This is a genomic window from Nitrospirillum amazonense, assembly GCF_007828035.1.
Lineage (GTDB): Bacteria > Pseudomonadota > Alphaproteobacteria > Azospirillales > Azospirillaceae > Nitrospirillum > Nitrospirillum amazonense.
On the sequence record NZ_VITV01000018.1, the window covers coordinates 23,070 to 39,841 of the forward strand.

Consider the following 16,772-nt stretch of genomic DNA (forward strand, 5'->3'; position numbering starts at 1 on the left):
CCCCAACGCGGGAAAGCTGCACGTCGATGAAGTATGCACGGGGAAGACGCCGAAAGCGATGTCTCGCATGCACCCATTGCTATTTTCCCGGTAATTCGGGCGGCTTGCAAGCCGGCCATTCATCGTTTCGACATCAGCGGTGCAGGAATGCCCGGCGGGGCCTTCCATCCCCGACTGGGCCAGCTATCCTGCCAAGGCATATTCCCTGCGATAGGCCGCCCCTTGGACACGCTTGCCTCTCCCACCGCCTTGCTCGCCCCTGACGAGCCATCCGCCGTCACGGTGGTGAATCCCCAAGGGCCCGCCCCCGTGGTGCTGCTGTGCGAACATGCCGCACGCCGCGTGCCCGCCCGCCTGGGCACCCTGGGCGTTCCAGCCGCCGACATGGAGCGGCACATCGCCTGGGACATCGGGGCGGAGGCGGTGACTCGCGCGCTGGCCCGGCGGCTGGACGCGCCGGCGGTCATCGCTGGATATTCCCGCCTGGTGGTGGATTTGAACCGCCCGCTGGACAGCGCCACGCTGATGCCGGCGGTCAGCGACGGCACCCCCATCCTGGCCAACCAGGCCCTGACCGATGCCGACCGCCAGGCGCGGCTGGACGCCCTGTTCCACCCCTACCACGCCGCCGTCGCGACGTGCGTCGATGCCAAGCGCGCGGCGGGCCAGGTCCCGGCCATCATCTCCGTCCACAGCTTCACGCCGGTCATGAACGGCTTCCAGCGCCCCTGGCACCTGGGCGTGCTGTGGGACCAGGACGGCCGCCTGCCCCTGCCCTTGTTGGACCTGCTGCGGGCCCTGCCAGGCGTGGTGGTGGGCGACAATGTTCCCTACTCAGGGCGCGACGGCCACGGCTATACCCTGAAGACCCATTCCACCCGTCCGGGCCTGCCCGGCGTGCTGATCGAAATCCGGCAGGATCTGATCGGCGACGCAGAGGGGGTAGAGCACTGGTCCGCCCTGCTGGCGCAAGCCCTTGGACAGCTGATCGGCCGCCCCGATATACACCACGTGCTGGCCGGCACTTGAACCGGCCGTCCCCCTTCACAAGGATATTCCATGGTTCCCGAGATCGACGACGCCACCCGGGTGGAGCTTGAGGCCGCCGCCTTCCGCCGGCTGGTGGCGCATTTGCGTGAGCGCACCGACGTCCAGAACATCGACCTGATGAACCTGGCCGGATTCTGCCGCAACTGCCTGTCCAAATGGTACCGCGCCGCCGCCGAGGAAAAGGGCGTGGCCCTGGACTATGAGGCCGCGCGCGAGATCGTCTACGGCATGCCTTACGAGGACTTCAAACGCCTGCACCAGCGCGAGGCCTCGGCGGAGCAGAAGGCGGCGTTCGAGCAGAGCAAGCCGAAGGACTGAGCGGCCCCTGCCGGCCCTTGCCCACGCGCACCGGCGCGGGTAAGGTCGCGCCCTCACCATTCAGACCACCCACTTAGAACGAAGAGGCATTCCCCATGTCGGACGCCCCTGTTGCGACGGATGTTGGCGGCATCGCCGGCGACCGCCTGCGCTCCATCATCGAGCGTATCGAACGCCTGGAAGAAGACAAGAAGGGCATCGCGGACGACATCAAGGACATCTACGCCGAAGCCAAGGGCACGGGGTTCGATACCAAGATCCTCCGCCAGATCATCCGCCTGCGGAAGATGGAGAAGAACGACCGGCAGGAGCAGGACGCCCTGCTGGAGCTCTACAAGGCCGCGCTGGGCATGGAGTGAGCTGCGGGGCTCGCGAGAGCCTTGCCGCCGTCAGGATCAAGGCCGGGCCGCCACGGGCGCCCGGCCTTTTTCTTCAGCCCTCGAGCCCGATCAGAGCCCCCAACTTCGCCCTCAAGTCCACCAGCACATCCAACGGAACCGCAGCCCCGATGGGCCGGATGAGCCGGGCCAAAGTATCTATACTGCGTACGTGGCTGGTCAGTATTTCGCCCGTGATCGGCAGCCCCTCCGGCAGCACCACGCTGGTTCCGAAGGGGCGAACCTTGCTGGTGATGGGACAGACGATGGCGAAGCGGCTGGCGTCCCAGAACACCGCCGGCGATATCACCACGGCCGGTCGGCGGCCGCCCTGTTCCCGCCCCAACCTGGGATCAAAATCCGTCCAGATGAGATCTCCGGCCTCAGGCCGGTATTCAGTCACTCGATCACCTCGCGGCCGACATCGTCGCCCCAGTCGAAGGCGGTCCCCATAGCGTCGGGAGTCATGCCCACCAGTAGATCAGCCAGCTGGTAACGCGGACGGGTCGGCGAGATGACGATTCGGCCATGCTCGGCCACCACCTCCACGCGGTCGCCTTCGGTCAGACCCACTTCAGCAGCGATATCCTTGGGAACCCGCAGGCCCAGGCTGTTGCCCCACCGTGAAATCTGAACCTGCATGACAGCCTCCTGGCTTCTTCCAGGCCAAAGGATATCCGCCGGATATACAAACTTGTCAATCGAACCGGTAGGCGTCCATGGCCAGGGCGCCCAGCTGCACGCTGGCGTGCAGGCGGCGGCCGGGCTGGCCGGGGCTGGAGGCGCCCACGGCGGCGAACAGGGGCAGCAGGTGCTCGTCGCGCGGGTGGTTCTGGCGGGCGAAGGGCGCGCGGGCGCGGTAGTCGTCCAGGGCCGCGACGTCGGCGCCGCTGACCTTGTCATGGATCCAGGATTGGAAGGCGGCGGCCCAGGGCGCCACCTCATCCGTGCCCTCCCACGCCAGGTCACGCAGATTGTGGGTCAGCGAGCCCGAGGCGATGATCAGCACCCCCTGGTCGCGTAGCGGCCGCAGCGCCTCGCCCAAGCGGCGGTGGTGGGCGGGTCCCAGATGCGGCTGAATGGACAGCTGGGCGACCGGAATGTCGGCCTCCGGGAACATCAGGATCAAGGGGACCCAGGCGCCGTGGTCCAGGCCGCGCGCTTCCCCGCCCGTGACCGTGATACCGGCGGTGGCGAGGGCCGCCAGGGCCGCCCGCGCCACCTCGGGCGCGCCGGGGGCGGGGTAGCGCATCTCGAACAGGGCGCGGGGAAAGCCGCCGAAATCGTGGATGGTCTCCGGCTGGTCAGCCAGGGAAGCCGTCGGTGCCACCGTCTCCCAATGCGCCGAAAGCACCAGGATGGCGCGGGGGACACCCGCCGCCCGGATGTCGCGCCCCAGGGTCTGCAGGAAGCGCCGCGCGTCACTGTCCTGCAACGCCAGCATGGGGGAGCCGTGGGAGATGAAATAGACCGGCTGGCGCTTCACCGCGGCGGCGGCGGGAACGGACGGGAGGGCGGCGGTGGACGACATGGGTGAAGCCTTGGATTCGGAAGGGTGACCCTTCCAACATGGCCCCATCGACACCATTTGCCAAATCACTGGTTATCAACATCACCATTCACCATAGTGATGGTCAGTTGCGAAGGGGGCCATCCATGGACATCAGCCAGATCGACCTGAACCTGCTGCACGTCTTCGACGCGCTGTACCGGGAACGGCAGGTGACGCGGGCCGGCCGGGCGCTGGGCCTGTCGCAGTCCGCCGTCAGCAACGCGCTGGCCCGCCTGCGCCAGCACATGGGCGACGACCTGTTCGTGCGCACCCCCACCGGCATGGTGCCCACCGCCGTGGCCGACACCATGGCCCGCCCGCTGCAAGGCGCCCTGGACCAGGTACGGGCCGCCCTGGCCGCCCGCCAGCCCTTCCTGCCGTGCGAGGCGCGGGACGCGATCACCGTGGGCCTGTCCGACCACGCCGAGTTCGTGCTGGGCCCGCCCCTGGTCTCAGCCCTGCGGGCAGAGGCGCCGGGCCTGTCCCTGGTGCTGCGCCACGCGGACAAGGACAACGCCCTGCCCGGGCTGGAATCGGGCCTGCTGGACCTGGCGCTGGGCATGTTGCCCAACCCGCCCGCCCACATGACGCGGCAGATGCTGGTGCGCGACGGCCTGGCGGTGCTGATGCGTCCGGGTCACCCAGCCCTGGATTCCCCCTGGACCCTGGAGACCTACCTCGCCTATCCCCACCTGCTGGTCTCGGCCACCGCGTCCAAGGTGGGGGCGGTGGACCGCATGCTGGAAACGGTGGGCCGGCAGCGCACCCTGGCGGTGGTGGCGTCCCACCTGCTGGCGGCCGCCCCCATGCTGCGCGACAGCGACCTGGTCTGCACCATGCCGGCACGCGTGGCCCACCCGCTGGCCGACTCCTTCGGCCTGGCGGTGCTGCCCCCGCCTGCGGACATGCCGGTGGGTGACAAGCCAGCGGGCGGCATGCGCCTGTCCATGGTCTGGCACCGCCGCCTGGACAGCCATCCGGCCCACGCCTGGCTGCGCCGCCGGGTGGCGGAGGTCGCCCGGTCCCTGCCTCCCGTCCCCGGGGTCGCGGGCGGCGGGGGCGACACCGCCGCCGCTTGACCTGCCTCATTGGCCGCCAATCGGCGGCGATGTAAAGTGCGGCCCCTGATTCTTCCCCCTGACCTGGTGACGACGCCTTGGCCGAGCCGAACTTTTTCCTGAACGACATCTGGTACTACGCCATGCCCGGCCGCACCCTGGCCGTGGGTGCCATGCGGGCGCAGACCCTGCTGGGCCAGCCGGTACTGTTCGGCCGCACCAAGGAGGGCGCCGTCTTCGCCCTGCGCGACATCTGCCCCCACCGCGGCATTCCGCTGTCCTGCGGCCGGTTCGACGGCAAGGAGGTGGAGTGCTGCTACCACGGCTGGCGCTTCGACCGGGAAGGCAAGTGCACCGACATCCCCTCACTGGTGGAGGGGCAGGAGTTCGACCTGAACCGCATCCGCGTGCGCAACTATCCGGTGCGGGAGATCAGCGGCAACGTCTGGATCTGGATGGGCGCCGGTGAGCCCGACCAGGAACCGCCCCAGCCGCCGGGCCTGCCCGCCGACAAGCAGCCGGACATGGTCATGTCCATGGACTTCCCCTGCCACCTGGACCACGCGGTGGTGGGCCTGATGGACCCGGCCCACGGCCCCTTCGTCCACCAGTCCTGGTTCTGGCGCTCCACCAAGTCCATCCACGCCAAGGAGAAGGCCTTCGGCCCCGGCCCCTACGGCTTCGTCATGAAGAAGCACCGGCCGTCCAGCAACTCGCGCGCCTACACCATCCTGGGCGGCGTGCCGGAGACGGAGATTTCCTTCCGCCTGCCCGGCATCCGGACGGAGACCATCTCCACCGGCAAGCACACCGTCTGGAACCTGACGGCGGTGACGCCGGTGGATGAGGGCAACACCCGCATCACCAACCTGTTCTACTGGACCCTGCCCTGGGCCAACCTGCTGAAGCCGGTGCTGCGCCCCATCGCGGAGCGTTTCCTGGGCCAGGACCGCGACGTGGTGGTGATGCAGCAGCAGGGCCTGCGCCACGACCCGACCCTGATGCTGATCAAGGACGCCGACACCCAGGCGCGTTGGTATTATCAGCTGAAGAACGAGTTCCGCCGCGCCCGGGAGGAGAAGCGCCCCTTCGAAAATCCCGTGCGCGACACCGTCCTGCGCTGGCGCAGCTGAGGGGTCGATCCGCTATAGTCATGTCCGACCCGCTCGCTGATGAGAGACCGGACATGACCGCAACCGCTGAAACCACCATCGACCTCGGGCCCCTGCCCAACTGGGACCTGTCCGACCTGTACAGCGGGCCGGACAGCCCCCGGCTGCGGGCGGATCTGGAGCGGGTGGAGCGCGAAGCCCAGGCCTTCCATGGCCGCTATTCGGGCAAGCTGCCCGGCCTGTCGGGCAAGGAGCTGGGCCAGGCCGTCGCCACGTACGAGGCGCTGGATGAGACGCTGACGCGCATCATGAGCTACGCCGGCCTGCTCTACGCCGGCGACCAGAGCGATGGCGCCATCGCCCGCTTCTACCAATCCATGCAGGAGAAGGTGACCGCCGTCTCGGTCCACCTGCTGTTCTTCACGCTGGAGCTGAACCAGCTGTCCGACAAGGACATCGACGCCAAGCTGAAGGCGCCGGAGTTGCGGCGCTACGCCGCCTGGCTGCGCGACGTGCGCATCTTCCGCGCCCACCAGCTGTCGGATGAGCTGGAGCGCTTCCTGCATGAGAAGGCGGTGGTGGGCCGCAATGCCTGGACCCGCCTGTTCGATGAGACCATGGCGTCGTTACGCTTCCGTATCGATGGCCAGGATCTGACCTCGGCAGAGGCCCTGAACCTCCTGTCGGCGCCGGAAGCCGCCACGCGCGAGGCGGCGGCCATCGAAATCGGCGCCGTGCTGGGCCGCAACATCAAGCTGTTCGCGCTGATTACCAACACGCTCGCCAAGGATAAGGAGATCGAGGACAAGTGGCGCCGCTATGACCAGCCCTGGTCGTCGCGCAACCTGTCCAACCGCGTCGAGGACGCGGTGGTGGAGGCGCTGGTGGGTGCGGTCAAGGACAGCTACCCCGCCCTGTCGCACCGCTATTACAAACTGAAGGCCAAGTGGTTCGGCGGCGACACCCTGGACTACTGGGATCGCAACGCCCCCCTGCCCGACGTCGCGGAGCGCACCATCCCCTGGGAGGAGGCGCGGGAAATCGTGCTGTCCTCCTACGCGCGCTTCAGCCCCGACCTGGCTGGCGTGGGCCGCCGCTTCTTCGATAACGCCTGGATCGACGCCCCGGTGCGGCCGGGGAAGAACCCCGGCGCCTTCGCCCACCCCACGGTGCCCAGCGCCCATCCCTATCTGCTGGTCAACTACATGGGCAAGACGCGGGACGTCATGACGCTGGCCCATGAGCTGGGCCACGGCGTGCACCAGGTGCTGGCCGGCGGCCAGGGCCATCTGCAATCCGACACACCCCTGACCCTGGCGGAGACGGCCAGCGTGTTCGGGGAGATGCTGACCTTCCGGGGCCTGCTGGCCGCCGAGACCGACCCCGCCCGCCGCCGCGCCCTGCTGGCCGGCAAGGTGGAGGACATGCTGAACACCGTGGTGCGCCAGACGGCGTTCTATGATTTCGAGCGCCGCGTCCACAGCGAGCGGCGCCAGGGCGAACTGTCGGAAGAGCGGCTGGGCGAAATCTGGCAGGCGGTGCAGACGGAAAGCCTGGGGCCGGCACTGCGATTCGACGCGGGCTATGCCACCTATTGGTCGTACATCCCGCACTTCATCCACTCGCCCTTCTACGTCTACGCCTACGCTTTCGGCGACTGCCTGGTGAACAGCCTCTACGCCGCGTTCGAGGAAGCGTCGGCCCACAACGGGTCCGAGGCCTTCGCGCGCCGCTATCTGGAGATGCTGGCGGCCGGCGGCACCAAGCGGCATAAGGAACTGCTGGCGCCCTTCAGCCTGGACGCCACCGACCCCGCCTTCTGGCACAAGGGCCTGGGCATGCTGAAGGGCTTCATCGATGAGCTGGAGGCGCTGGGCTGAGCGCCCGCCGGTTCGTCACCTTTCCGATTCGGGTCTTCCCGATCTTGGGGCATTCCTCCTGGTACGAAGAACAACACCCATGAACCATCGCATTTCCCGCCTGGGCCTTGGCCTGCTGGCAGCCCTGGCTTGCAGCGCCGCCGCGGGCACGGCGCTGGCGGCCGCCCCCAAGCATGAAACGGGTAAGCACGAGGCGGCCAAGAAGCCGCCGGCCAAGGCCAAGGACCTGAACGGCTGGGGCCAGGTCACCTGGGGCATGACCCACAAGCAGATCCTAGCCGCCTATCCCAAGGCGCGGGAGTTCGAAATGGGGAACGGCGCACATGTCCGCTACCTGTTCGGCCTGGAAAGCGTGCGCCTGGGCGGCTGCGCCTATGCCGTCGACTTCGAGATGAAGAAGAACGCCCTACGCCGCGTCACCCTCTACGGCCAGGAAGCGTCCAAAGAATGCGGTGACGGCGTCGACGCGCAGTTGGTGAAGCAGCTGGGCGCCCCCGCCGGCCGGCAAAAGGACGCCGAATCGGCCAGCGCCGAATGGAAGGCCGGCCACACCAAGGTCACCCTGCGCCGGGGCATCGGCAAGGCCGTCCGCAAGGTGGCGCCGGTGGTGGAATACCAGCCGAAGTAAGGGCCGATTTTTTAGGCCGGCTCGCTGGCCTGCGCACGCAGGGCAATGATCCCCTGCCGTGTGGCCATCCATTCGGGCTCCTCCTTGAAAGCGGCCTTACTTCGATGAACCCTCGCCATCAGTGATGCCGGCCAGTTTTCTCCACCCCGCTTATGGTTGCGGATGGCCTGCTCAAGCCAGTCGGCATTGAAGCCCTCCCAGACACCAGCCACGTCAAACAAGTTTGGGAGACATACGGGACGGACTTCATCCCGGTGAATGGTGTCGAGTTCGTCGATACTGTAAGGCGACGCCGACAGCACCCTGATTCGCCAATCGCGGTCCTCCGACACCTCAGTGTCCAGGTACATCCACGACAAAGCATTCCAAACTGGGCGGCGCGCTTGCAACTGCGCTTCTGAAAACCAATTGTCGCCGCCGCTCATTTGGACCGCCAAGTTGCCGCCATCATAGACCCAACAGCGTATCGCGCCCCAATCTCCGAAGCAAAAAGGGCGGCCCCCATTGGGACCGCCCTTTTTCATTTCGGCTGTGCCTTCTGATCAGAGATCAATGCAACTTGCCAGGCAGTTCCTCGATGGCCGAGGCCACCATGGCGTCGCTGCGCGACTGGTCAATGGTCTGGGCCAGCAGCGATTCGGTGGCGGCCAGGGCCACGTCGACGGCCAGGCTGCGCACCTGCTGCAGGGCGGCGGCCTCGGCCTGGGCGATCTTCTCCAGGGCCTGGGCCTCGCGGCGCTTCAGGGTCGCCTCCAGGTCCGCTTCCGCGTGCTGGCGGATGCGGTCGGCCTCTTCGCGGGCGGCGGCGATGATGGCGTCAGCCTCCTTCATCGCGTCGCGCTGCTTCTTCTGATAGGCGGTCAGGGCCGCCTCGGCGTCCTGGCGCAGCTTCTGCGCGGTCTCGATCTCCAGGCGGATCTTCTCGGCGCGAGCGTCCAGGCTCTTGCCCAGGGCGCCGAAGCCGCCCTTCCAGATCACCAGGGCGAAAAAGACGACGAAGGCGACGCCAACCCAGAAAGTGGGATTCTGCAGATCGAACATCACGCACGCTCCTTCAGGGCGGCATCGACGGCGCCATCGACGCCGGCCTGATCGGGCTCGACACCCGCCAGCTTGGCGACGGCAGCGGCAGCAGCCTCGGCGGCCACGGCGCGGACGTTGGCGAGAGCTGTCTGCTTCTGGCCCTCGATGCGGGCCTCGGCTTCCTTCTGCTTGGCGGCCAGACCGGCGACGACATCGGCCGTGCGCTTGGCGGCCGCGGCGTCGGCCGTGGCGGCGGTGTCGTTCAACAGCTTGTGGGCGCCGGCGCGGGCCTCGGCCACCGCCTTCTCATAGGCGGCGACGATGGCGTCGGTCTCAGCCTTCAGCTGCGTGGCCTTGTCCAGGTCGCCGGAAATCTTGGCCTCGCGAGCCTCCAGAACGGCGCCGACGCGCGGCAGGCCGACCTTGGACACCAGCACGTAGAGCGTGCCGAAGGTGATGGCCAGCCAGAAAATCTGTGACGCGAACGTCTTGGTGTTCAGCTGGGGCAGACCCTTTTCGTCATGCACGCCAGCCTCGTGCTCCACGCTGTCCGTCGCGTGGGCGGTTTCTTCACCCGACTGCGCGAACGACGGCGTGCCGCCCAGGGCCACCGTCAGGACGGCGGCGGCGGCAAGGCCCTTCAGCCACACCATGAGCCTTGGATTCACCATGAAGATCACCTTGATTGCGAGATCGCCCGGGTTTTGGGCTGGCGCCAAGCCCAACCACGGAACCTTGACCGTGGGGGATGCCCAGCACCGGGCCATCGCCGGAAATCGGATCGGAACCTGCGATGAAGCGCTGCCAGAATGAGGGCCGGACATGGGATTGGGGGCGGTGGCCGGCAAACGCCAACCCCGCCCCGTCCCTGTCAATACCGTGAAGCAATCCCCAGAGGGGCCGCCTCGCGGGGCCGTTCCATCAACGCCCGGATAACAGGCTTAGGTGAACAGGATCAGGAAGGCGATCAGCAGCGCGAACAGCGCCACGGCTTCGGTCAGCGCGAAGCCCAGAATGCCGATCGGGAACACGGAGGCGCGGGCGGCCGGGTTGCGGCCCACGGAGGCGATCAGGTTGGCGAAGATGTTGCCGATGCCGATGCCGACACCAGCCAGGGCGAACATGGCCAGACCGGCGCCGATGAACTTAGCGGCTTGCGGATCCATTATAGACTTCCTCTGTGTGATGGAACGGTTGAAGGGTGAAGACAGGCCCTACGGTCGGACGATCGCGGCTTAGTGCAGCTCGATGGCGTCGCGGATGTAGAGGCAGGTCAGGATGGTGAAGACGTAAGCCTGCAGGAAGGCGACCATGATCTCGAAGCCGATCAGGGCCACGTTGATCGCCACCGGCACGGCACCGGCCAGCCAGCCAACGGCGCCCAGGGCACCGATCATGGTGATCGTGAACCCGGCGAAGACCTTCAGCATGGTGTGGCCCGCCATCATGTTGGCGAACAGTCGGATGGACAGGCTGACCGGCCGCATCAGATACGAAATGATCTCGATGGGGATCAGGATGGGCGCCAAGGCGATGGGCGCGCCCGAGGGGAAGAAGAAGCTGAAGAAGTGGAAACCGTGGCGGATCAGCGCCACCAGGGTCACGAACACAAACACCAGGGCCGCCAGCGTGAAGGTCACGATGATGTGGCTGGTGAAGGTGAAGGTGCCGGGAACCATGCCGATCATGTTGCCGAACAGCACGAAGGCGAAGATCGAGAACACCAGCGGGAAGTACGGGCGCGCCTGGGCGCCGGCGTTGTCCCGCACCATGCCCGATACGAATTCGTAAAGCAGCTCCGCCACCGACTGCAGCCGGCCGGGGACCAGGGCGCGCGACGCGGTGCCGGCGACCAGCAGGCCGGTGACGAGCACGGCCGCGACCACCATGTAGAGGGAGGAATTGGTGAAGGAGACGTCGTGCCCGGCGAGATGCAGAGGAACGATCTGCTCGATGCGAAACTGATGCAGCGGATCAGTGGCCACGATTCCCCTCACCTTCATCCTTGGCGGGGGTGGAGTTGGTTCCGCCCCCTGAGTTGGCGCCCGTGTCCGGTCGCCGATATCCCACCGCGTATCCCATGCCGTTGACGGCCCGGTATACATTCAACATCGCGGCAGCCGACCCCAGGACGAACATCACGATCAGTCCCCAGGGCGACGTGCCCAGCCAGCGGTCGATGACCAAACCGCCACCGACACCGACCACCATCGCCGCGACCAACTCGGCACCGATGCGAAACGCGACGCCCAGCCAACCGTTTCCCGCCTCGTCCTTCCGCTGTGTGGGAGAGGAGGAGGAAGACTCGGCGCTCCGTCGCGCATCCCGCAAGCGGGCCTCAAGCTCATCCAAGGAAGGCGGGGGTGTCTGGTCCGTCAAGGTCTAAACCCCTGGAGGTATGCCCCTTCCGCCGCATTGGAGTCGTCGCCATGCGAAAGCGGCGGCACCATACGGGGCGGTACACCCCCTGTCAAGTCGCAAAAGCACAGTGCCAAGTGTATGATTCTAAAGGACTATTTTATCGCCCCGCGCGGCACGCGCAGGTGCGGTGCCACGAGCTCAACCGCCGCCGCGCGCGCCACCCTGCGTAGCACCGCCGCCCATGCCAGGCTCGGCCCCCGGCGCCAGCACCGTTGCCTCGACGGTAAGGGGGGCCGCGGCCTTGAAGCGCAGGGTCAAATGGACGCGTTGCCCCACCACCAGCGGCTGGGTCAGGCCCATGAGCATGATGTGCGGCCCCTCGGGCTTCAGCGTCACCGTGCCGCCGGCCGGCAGCGCCACGCCATCGGCCAGCGGCCGCATGCGGGCGATTCCGTCCACCACCTCCGCCATGTGGATCTGGGCCACCTTGCCCACGTCAGCCTCCACCCCCACCAGCCGGTCGGCCGGCCCCTTGTTGTGCAGGGTGAGGAAGGCGACACCGGCCCGGGCGCCCCGGATGGTGGGCCGCGACCAGGCGGCGGTGGCCTCGATGGCCGGCGCCGGCGCCTCCTGGGCCACGGCCGGCGCGACGGCCATCACCGGCGCGGCGGCGATCATCAGCGACGCGAGAAGGGAGCGGATGCGGACCATGGTTTGCCCTTGTTTAGGATGCGACGGGCCCCCTCTGCCCCATCAGGGCGGGATGTCGCAATTGGACAGAAGCGCCTAGCTGATGGCCCCTACTTCCCGGCCGCCCCCTTGGCCATGGCCTCGCGGATGCCCTTCACCATGTCCTCCGCCGTGGTGCCCCGGGCGAAGATGGTGGCCAGGCGATTGTCCGGGTCCATGAGGTAGACGTAGGTGGAATGGTCCATCAGGTAGTTTTCCGGGTCGTCGCCGGCCACCTTGGCGGCGTAGACCCGCCAGGCGCGCGTGGCGGCGGACACCTGGGCGGCCGTGCCGGTCAGGCCCACCAGGCGGGGATGGAACTGGGCGACATAGTCCGACAGCTGCTGCGGCGTGTCGCGGCCGGGATCGACGCTGATGAAGATGGGCTGCACCTTGTCGCCCTCCGCCCCCAGCTGGTCCATGGCCTGGGCCATGACCTGCAGCTCGGTGGGGCAGATGTCCGGGCAGAAGGTGTAGCCGAAGAACATCAGCCGCCAGGACCCGGCGTAGCTTTTCTCCGTCACCGTCTTGCCGGACTGGTCCACCAGGGTGAAGGGGCCGCCCACGGCCACGCCCGGCACGATCTGGCCGCCGCCGCCCGAGGCCGGGGCGGCACCCGTGCTGCTGGCGCTGGACGCGGGGCGGGAGGACGGCGGCGCCCCCAGCCACCAGGCCACCAGGGCCGCGAAGGCGAGCGCCGGCACCAGGGTGACCAGCAGGCGGATCAGACGTTTCTTGGCCATGGGATATGCGGCGCCCGTGCGACGGGGGATGGGTACCGCTTTAAACTAGCGCGCCACGGGCCCGAAAACAAAGGCGGGCGGCGCCCGTCGGCACCGCCCGCCCCTGGTTCTAAAGTCTAGTCCGCCCTTACAGGACTGTCAGCATGCTGGCCACCAGGGGGTGGCGCACGATGTCGCGGTCGTTCAGGCGGACGACGGCAATGCCCTCCACCGCCTCCAGCCGGCGGGCGATGTCGGCCAGGCCGGACAAGCCGTTCAGCAGGTCGGACTGGTCCGGGTCGCCGGTCAGCACCATGGTGGAGTGCCAGCCCAGGCGGGTCAGCAGCATCTTGATCTGGCCGTAGGTGCAGTTCTGCGCCTCGTCGATCACGACGAAGGCGTTGTTCAGGGTGCGGCCGCGCATGAAGCCCACCGGCGCGATCTCGATGGTGCCTTCCGCCATCAGGGTGCGCAGGCGCTTGCCGCCCAGGCGGTCGTTCAGCGCGTCATAGAGCGGGCGCAGAAAGGGGGCCATCTTCTCCCCCATGTCGCCCGGCAGGTACCCGATGCTCTCGCCCGCCTCGATGGCCGGACGGGACAGGATGATGCGGTCGACCCGCCCGGCCTCCAGCGCTTCCACCGCGCTGGAGATGGCCAGGTAGGTCTTGCCCGTGCCCGCCGGACCCAGCGCCAGCGCCAGGTTATGGGTGGCGATGGCCTCCATCAGCACTTTCTGATTGGGGCTTTGCGGCTTGACCTTGCGCACATAGCTCTGATCCCGCCGCTCCTCGATGGGGTCCCAGCCGCCGCTGGCGGGGCCGCCAGCCCCTTGAGCGGACCGAGCGGGCATCGCATCGGGGAAAAGCGGGCGCACCTTGTCGGAGCTGGAGCCGCCGGAAGTCACCTTCACTGGACGCTTGGCCATGTCTGTCTCCTCAGTCACACCGAATTGAGCCGCGGGAACGCCCGCGGCCAGGTTACTAGGCAGGCAGGAACCGCGTGCCGGGCGACCCCGGGGGTTGGGACCCCGGGCGCCGGAGACCGGGCACGAAAAAACCGCATCCCCAGGTCAGCGGGGCATGCGGTTTGGAGAGGGCCATCATGGGGCGCCGGATGGGGGATCCGCATCCCCCTGCGGGGCCGGATGCCGCGGACCGTGCGATGCGGCGGGACGATGGCGGCCGATTGCGGGCGGCCTCAAGGGTCAACGGCGGCGGGGGCATCGGGGGAAGTCCGTTCCCCCGGCAGGCACACGACAGCACAGGCAGCGGCGCACAGTTTGGCAATACCCCGACCCGTCATTCTTGAGTGACGACCCTGGCATGCACTTTACCGCACCTGCGAGCATCTGTCAGCAGGACTTGGGGCATACATCAAATATTCATACCAGATGTGGTGGCCATATAACCCCGAGTCGCCGCGCCCCGCCAACCGCGACGACACTCCCGAGTCGGGCCGCCCTTGCCCTTTGGGGATAGGGTGGCGCAGGCCGGGTGCGGCCGGCCGGCTTTGGCACCGCGGCGAAAACGCCCCCGTGATTCAAGAGGCTGCCCCATGGCCGCCCCCCGCCACCCAGGTTCGTACCGGAGGTGCAGGCACCCCGAAGGTGCACTAAGACTCAATAAATATTGTGTGGGCTGGCGCTTTCCGCTCAAAATGTGGATCTGAGGATTCCCTTGACGCCTGCGCCCATCTGGTCTTGAAACGCGCGTTCGATGGGTCCGGCCTGGGGCGCCATCCTGCCGTTCGGGTCAAGGATGTGCCGTCGCATTTCGAGGACCCTCTGCCCCCCGCGGGCGATCGGACGCAGGCCCCTGCCCCCGGCTGGGGCGCCAGGGGACGTTCCGGCCACGCGCGGACGGGTGATGGTCAGGCAGATTAGGGACTAAGGGGTCAGGGGCGAGATGAGCAACCAGGTGGCATTCCGGGACGCGCCGTTCCAATTGCGCGGCAGCAACTTCACCATGATGGTGCTGAAGGTCTCGGACCCGCATGCCCAGAATTTTTTCTTCGCCCTGTCGGACAAAGTGCGCCAAGCGCCCAATTTTTTCCGCAATGCGCCGGTAGTGCTGGACCTGGACGATCTTCCCCCGGGGCAAGGCTTTGATTTCGAGAATTTCTGCGATCTGCTCCGCACACTGGGCCTGATCGCCGTGGGCCTGCAGGGCGGCACCCGTGAACAGCAGGAGGCGGCGCTGGCCGTGGGCTTGGCCGTGTTCCCGCAGGGCCGTGCCGCGGCGGACGCCCAGCCGGCGGCGCCCCGCCCTGTGGCGGTGGCCGACGCACCGGTCGCCGCAGCACCCGTTCCGGCGCCCGCGCACGACCTGCCCTACCAGAAGGCAACCCTGCTGGTGCGGGAGAACGTGCGGTCCGGCCGGCAGCTGTATGCCCAAGGCGGCGATCTGGTGGTCATCGGGTCGGTGTCGCCGGGCGCCGAGCTAGTGGCCGACGGCAACATCCATGTCTATGGCGCCTTGCGTGGCCGCGCGCTGGCGGGCATGGCGGGGGACCACAACGCCCGCATCTTTTGCCAAAGCCTGGAGGCGGAGATGGTCTCCATCGCCGGGCTGTACCGGGTGAGCGAGGATCTGGAGAAATCCGTCCTGCGCCGCCAGGTCCAGATCTACCTGGACCAAGGTTTCCTGCACATCGATCCGGTCACCGTCTGACGCACGGCCGGTTTTCCCAGTAACCTTCTTTTCCAAGGGAGACGTTCTTGGCCAAGATCATCGTCATGACATCGGGCAAGGGCGGCGTCGGCAAGACCACCTCATCCGCCGCCTTCGGCACCGGCCTGGCCTTGCGGGGGTTCAAGACCTGCATCATCGATTTCGACGTGGGCCTGCGCAACCTGGACCTGATCATGGGGTGCGAGCGCCGCGTGGTGTTCGACTTCATCAACGTCATCAATGGCGAGGCGCGCCTCAGCCAGGCGCTGATCAAGGACAAGCGGGTGGAGAACCTGTACATCCTCCCCACCTCGCAGACCCGCGACAAGGACGCCCTGACCGAGCAGGGCGTCGAGAAGATCCTGAACGAACTCAAGAAAGAGTTCGACTACATCATCTGCGACAGCCCGGCCGGCATCGAGCGCGGCGCCCTGATGGCGCTGTACTTCGCCGACCACGCCATCATCGTCACCAACCCCGAGGTCTCCTCGGTGCGTGACAGCGACCGCATCCTGGGCGTGATCCAGGCCAAGTCGCGCCGCGCCGAGAAGGGCGAGGCCCCGGTGCAGGAGCACCTGCTGGTCACCCGCTACGACCCCGAGCGGGTGGAGAAGGGTGAGATGCTGAAGGTCGAGGACGTGCTGGAGATCCTGGCCATCCCGCTGTTGGGCATCATCCCGGAAAGCCCCGCCGTGCTGCGCGCCAGCAACGTCGGCATGCCCGTGGTGCTGGACGACAAGTCCAACGCCGGCCAGGCCTATTCCGACGCCGTGGGCCGCTTCCTGGGCGAGAAGATCGAGCACCGCTTCGTCAAAGTGGAGAAGAAGGGCTTCTTCGACCGGCTGCTGCGGAGGACCGCATGAGCATCTTCGATTTCTTCCGCACGCCCAAAAAGGCATCTGCGGCCGACCAGGCCAAGGAACGCCTGCAGATCGTCCTGGCCCATGAACGGGCGGGGCGCGACAGCCCCGACTTCCTGCCCCAGCTGCAGAAAGAGCTGCTGGACGTCATCAAGAAGTACGTCTCCATCGACGACGACAAGGTGGCGGTGAAGCTGGACCGGGCCAGCGGCTATTCCACGCTGGAGGTCAACGTGGAACTGCCCGCCCCGGCCAAGGGGGCGGCCCGCGCCGCCTCTGGCGGCAAGGTCGCGGCGGCTGGGAACGCGTAAGGTTTGAAAGGTTCCCCGTTCCGCCGGTGCTCACTCCGGAGCCAGCGGTCGCTGGCCTGAAAAGAGCCGGGTGGAGATGATGTGAACTCGGCAGAGGCCGGTCCCGAGGGACCGGCCTTTGT

General features: G+C 67.4%; 22 protein-coding genes. 10 read left to right on the forward strand and 12 right to left on the reverse strand.

Features of this window, described 5'->3' with window-relative positions; genetic code table 11:
- Positions 1-222: 222 nt before the first annotated feature.
- From FBZ87_RS27680 to FBZ87_RS27690, 3 genes are all read left to right on the forward strand, one after another.
- Positions 223-1,029 (forward strand): N-formylglutamate amidohydrolase, encoded by an 807-nt coding sequence (locus FBZ87_RS27680; RefSeq protein ID WP_246134635.1) that lies wholly within the window; start codon positions 223-225, stop codon positions 1,027-1,029.
- A gap of 30 nt (positions 1,030-1,059) precedes the next feature.
- The gene (locus FBZ87_RS27685; RefSeq protein WP_145613809.1) at positions 1,060-1,368 is read left to right on the forward strand and encodes a DUF1244 domain-containing protein; all 309 of its coding nucleotides are present in this window, start codon (positions 1,060-1,062) and stop codon (positions 1,366-1,368) included.
- 95 nt (positions 1,369-1,463) lie between these two features.
- Positions 1,464-1,727 (forward strand): DUF2312 domain-containing protein, encoded by a 264-nt coding sequence (locus tag FBZ87_RS27690; protein ID WP_145613810.1) that lies wholly within the window; start codon positions 1,464-1,466, stop codon positions 1,725-1,727.
- Positions 1,728-1,800: 73 nt separating this feature from the next.
- Here FBZ87_RS27690 and FBZ87_RS27695 read toward each other — a convergent pair whose 3' ends face one another.
- The 3 genes from FBZ87_RS27695 to FBZ87_RS27705 are packed head-to-tail and all read right to left on the reverse strand — an operon-like array spanning position 1,801 to position 3,276.
- The gene (locus tag FBZ87_RS27695) at positions 1,801-2,148 is read right to left on the reverse strand and encodes a type II toxin-antitoxin system PemK/MazF family toxin (RefSeq protein WP_145613811.1); all 348 of its coding nucleotides are present in this window, start codon (positions 2,146-2,148) and stop codon (positions 1,801-1,803) included.
- Positions 2,145-2,387, reverse strand: a complete 243-nt coding sequence (locus FBZ87_RS27700) for an AbrB/MazE/SpoVT family DNA-binding domain-containing protein (RefSeq protein ID WP_145613812.1) — start codon at positions 2,385-2,387, stop codon at positions 2,145-2,147. The genes FBZ87_RS27695 and FBZ87_RS27700 overlap by 4 nt, the downstream gene beginning before the upstream one ends.
- 55 nt (positions 2,388-2,442) lie before the next feature.
- Positions 2,443-3,276: a DODA-type extradiol aromatic ring-opening family dioxygenase gene (locus FBZ87_RS27705; RefSeq protein ID WP_145613813.1), complete on the reverse strand. Its 834-nt coding sequence runs from the start codon at positions 3,274-3,276 to the stop codon at positions 2,443-2,445.
- A gap of 125 nt (positions 3,277-3,401) precedes the next feature.
- Here FBZ87_RS27705 and FBZ87_RS27710 point away from each other — a divergent pair, with 125 nt between their 5' ends.
- The 4 genes from FBZ87_RS27710 (at position 3,402) to FBZ87_RS27725 (ending at position 7,975) form a co-directional block, all read left to right on the forward strand.
- A complete protein-coding gene (locus tag FBZ87_RS27710) occupies positions 3,402-4,376 on the forward strand; it encodes a LysR family transcriptional regulator (protein ID WP_186455032.1) in 975 nt (324 codons plus the stop codon).
- Between the two features lie 77 nt (positions 4,377-4,453).
- The gene (locus tag FBZ87_RS27715; RefSeq protein ID WP_211107255.1) at positions 4,454-5,488 is read left to right on the forward strand and encodes an aromatic ring-hydroxylating oxygenase subunit alpha; all 1,035 of its coding nucleotides are present in this window, start codon (positions 4,454-4,456) and stop codon (positions 5,486-5,488) included.
- 53 nt (positions 5,489-5,541) lie between these two features.
- Positions 5,542-7,347 carry a M3 family oligoendopeptidase gene (locus FBZ87_RS27720; RefSeq protein WP_145613815.1) on the forward strand — a complete coding sequence of 602 codons (1,806 nt, stop codon included), beginning with the start codon at positions 5,542-5,544 and terminating at the stop codon, positions 7,345-7,347.
- Between the two features lie 79 nt (positions 7,348-7,426).
- Positions 7,427-7,975 (forward strand): hypothetical protein, encoded by a 549-nt coding sequence (locus tag FBZ87_RS27725; RefSeq protein WP_145613816.1) that lies wholly within the window; start codon positions 7,427-7,429, stop codon positions 7,973-7,975.
- Positions 7,976-7,986: 11 nt separating this feature from the next.
- Here FBZ87_RS27725 and FBZ87_RS27730 read toward each other — a convergent pair whose 3' ends face one another.
- The 9 genes from FBZ87_RS27730 to FBZ87_RS27770 form a co-directional block, all read right to left on the reverse strand.
- Positions 7,987-8,400 (reverse strand): DUF7079 family protein, encoded by a 414-nt coding sequence (locus FBZ87_RS27730; protein ID WP_145613817.1) that lies wholly within the window; start codon positions 8,398-8,400, stop codon positions 7,987-7,989.
- Between the two features lie 124 nt (positions 8,401-8,524).
- Positions 8,525-9,016: a F0F1 ATP synthase subunit B family protein gene (locus tag FBZ87_RS27735; RefSeq protein WP_145613818.1), complete on the reverse strand. Its 492-nt coding sequence runs from the start codon at positions 9,014-9,016 to the stop codon at positions 8,525-8,527.
- The gene (locus FBZ87_RS27740) at positions 9,016-9,669 is read right to left on the reverse strand and encodes a F0F1 ATP synthase subunit B family protein (protein ID WP_246134636.1); all 654 of its coding nucleotides are present in this window, start codon (positions 9,667-9,669) and stop codon (positions 9,016-9,018) included. The genes FBZ87_RS27735 and FBZ87_RS27740 overlap by 1 nt, the downstream gene beginning before the upstream one ends.
- 270 nt (positions 9,670-9,939) lie before the next feature.
- Positions 9,940-10,164, reverse strand: coding sequence for an ATP synthase subunit C family protein (locus tag FBZ87_RS27745; RefSeq protein WP_044562095.1), 225 nt, complete (start codon positions 10,162-10,164; stop codon positions 9,940-9,942).
- A gap of 69 nt (positions 10,165-10,233) precedes the next feature.
- Positions 10,234-10,983, reverse strand: coding sequence for a F0F1 ATP synthase subunit A (locus FBZ87_RS27750; protein WP_246134637.1), 750 nt, complete (start codon positions 10,981-10,983; stop codon positions 10,234-10,236).
- Entirely contained in the window at positions 10,973-11,377 is a 405-nt protein-coding gene (locus tag FBZ87_RS27755; protein WP_145613820.1) for an AtpZ/AtpI family protein, read from the reverse strand. Before FBZ87_RS27755 ends, FBZ87_RS27750 begins: the two co-directional genes overlap by 11 nt.
- Positions 11,378-11,557: 180 nt before the next feature.
- Positions 11,558-12,070 carry a copper chaperone PCu(A)C gene (locus tag FBZ87_RS27760; RefSeq protein ID WP_145613821.1) on the reverse strand — a complete coding sequence of 171 codons (513 nt, stop codon included), beginning with the start codon at positions 12,068-12,070 and terminating at the stop codon, positions 11,558-11,560.
- Positions 12,071-12,159: 89 nt separating this feature from the next.
- Complete coding sequence (locus FBZ87_RS27765) at positions 12,160-12,831, reverse strand: SCO family protein (RefSeq protein WP_246134638.1); 672 nt, start codon at positions 12,829-12,831, stop codon at positions 12,160-12,162.
- 127 nt (positions 12,832-12,958) lie between these two features.
- A complete protein-coding gene (locus FBZ87_RS27770; protein ID WP_145613822.1) occupies positions 12,959-13,735 on the reverse strand; it encodes a PhoH family protein in 777 nt (258 codons plus the stop codon).
- Between the two features lie 979 nt (positions 13,736-14,714).
- Here FBZ87_RS27770 and minC point away from each other — a divergent pair.
- The 3 genes from minC to minE are packed head-to-tail and all read left to right on the forward strand — an operon-like array spanning position 14,715 to position 16,650.
- A complete protein-coding gene (gene minC / locus FBZ87_RS27775) occupies positions 14,715-15,479 on the forward strand; it encodes a septum site-determining protein MinC (RefSeq protein WP_145613823.1) in 765 nt (254 codons plus the stop codon).
- Between the two features lie 47 nt (positions 15,480-15,526).
- On the forward strand, positions 15,527-16,342 hold the full coding sequence (gene minD, locus FBZ87_RS27780; RefSeq protein ID WP_088870968.1) for a septum site-determining protein MinD: 816 nt from the start codon (positions 15,527-15,529) through the stop codon (positions 16,340-16,342).
- Complete coding sequence (minE, locus tag FBZ87_RS27785) at positions 16,339-16,650, forward strand: cell division topological specificity factor MinE (RefSeq protein WP_088870967.1); 312 nt, start codon at positions 16,339-16,341, stop codon at positions 16,648-16,650. Before minD ends, minE begins: the two co-directional genes overlap by 4 nt.
- The last annotated feature ends 122 nt before the right edge of the window (positions 16,651-16,772 follow it).

Bases quoted from the DNA above. Each gene is read 5' to 3' on its own strand.
- FBZ87_RS27730 (WP_145613817.1), bottom strand. From the start codon at position 8,400: ATGAGCGGCGGCGACAATTGGTTTTCAGAAGCGCAGTTGCAAGCGCGC.
- FBZ87_RS27725 (WP_145613816.1), top strand. From the start codon at position 7,427: ATGAACCATCGCATTTCCCGCCTGGGCCTTGGCCTGCTGGCAGCCCTG.
- FBZ87_RS27740 (WP_246134636.1), bottom strand. From the start codon at position 9,669: ATGGTGAATCCAAGGCTCATGGTGTGGCTGAAGGGCCTTGCCGCCGCC.
- minC (WP_145613823.1), top strand. From the start codon at position 14,715: ATGAGCAACCAGGTGGCATTCCGGGACGCGCCGTTCCAATTGCGCGGC.
- FBZ87_RS27710 (WP_186455032.1), top strand. From the start codon at position 3,402: ATGGACATCAGCCAGATCGACCTGAACCTGCTGCACGTCTTCGACGCG.
- FBZ87_RS27745 (WP_044562095.1), bottom strand. From the start codon at position 10,164: ATGGATCCGCAAGCCGCTAAGTTCATCGGCGCCGGTCTGGCCATGTTC.
- FBZ87_RS27770 (WP_145613822.1), bottom strand. From the start codon at position 13,735: ATGGCCAAGCGTCCAGTGAAGGTGACTTCCGGCGGCTCCAGCTCCGAC.
- FBZ87_RS27705 (WP_145613813.1), bottom strand. From the start codon at position 3,276: ATGTCGTCCACCGCCGCCCTCCCGTCCGTTCCCGCCGCCGCCGCGGTG.
- FBZ87_RS27700 (WP_145613812.1), bottom strand. From the start codon at position 2,387: ATGCAGGTTCAGATTTCACGGTGGGGCAACAGCCTGGGCCTGCGGGTT.
- FBZ87_RS27720 (WP_145613815.1), top strand. From the start codon at position 5,542: ATGACCGCAACCGCTGAAACCACCATCGACCTCGGGCCCCTGCCCAAC.
- FBZ87_RS27760 (WP_145613821.1), bottom strand. From the start codon at position 12,070: ATGGTCCGCATCCGCTCCCTTCTCGCGTCGCTGATGATCGCCGCCGCG.
- minE (WP_088870967.1), top strand. From the start codon at position 16,339: ATGAGCATCTTCGATTTCTTCCGCACGCCCAAAAAGGCATCTGCGGCC.
- FBZ87_RS27690 (WP_145613810.1), top strand. From the start codon at position 1,464: ATGTCGGACGCCCCTGTTGCGACGGATGTTGGCGGCATCGCCGGCGAC.
- FBZ87_RS27685 (WP_145613809.1), top strand. From the start codon at position 1,060: ATGGTTCCCGAGATCGACGACGCCACCCGGGTGGAGCTTGAGGCCGCC.
- FBZ87_RS27735 (WP_145613818.1), bottom strand. From the start codon at position 9,016: ATGTTCGATCTGCAGAATCCCACTTTCTGGGTTGGCGTCGCCTTCGTC.
- FBZ87_RS27765 (WP_246134638.1), bottom strand. From the start codon at position 12,831: ATGGCCAAGAAACGTCTGATCCGCCTGCTGGTCACCCTGGTGCCGGCG.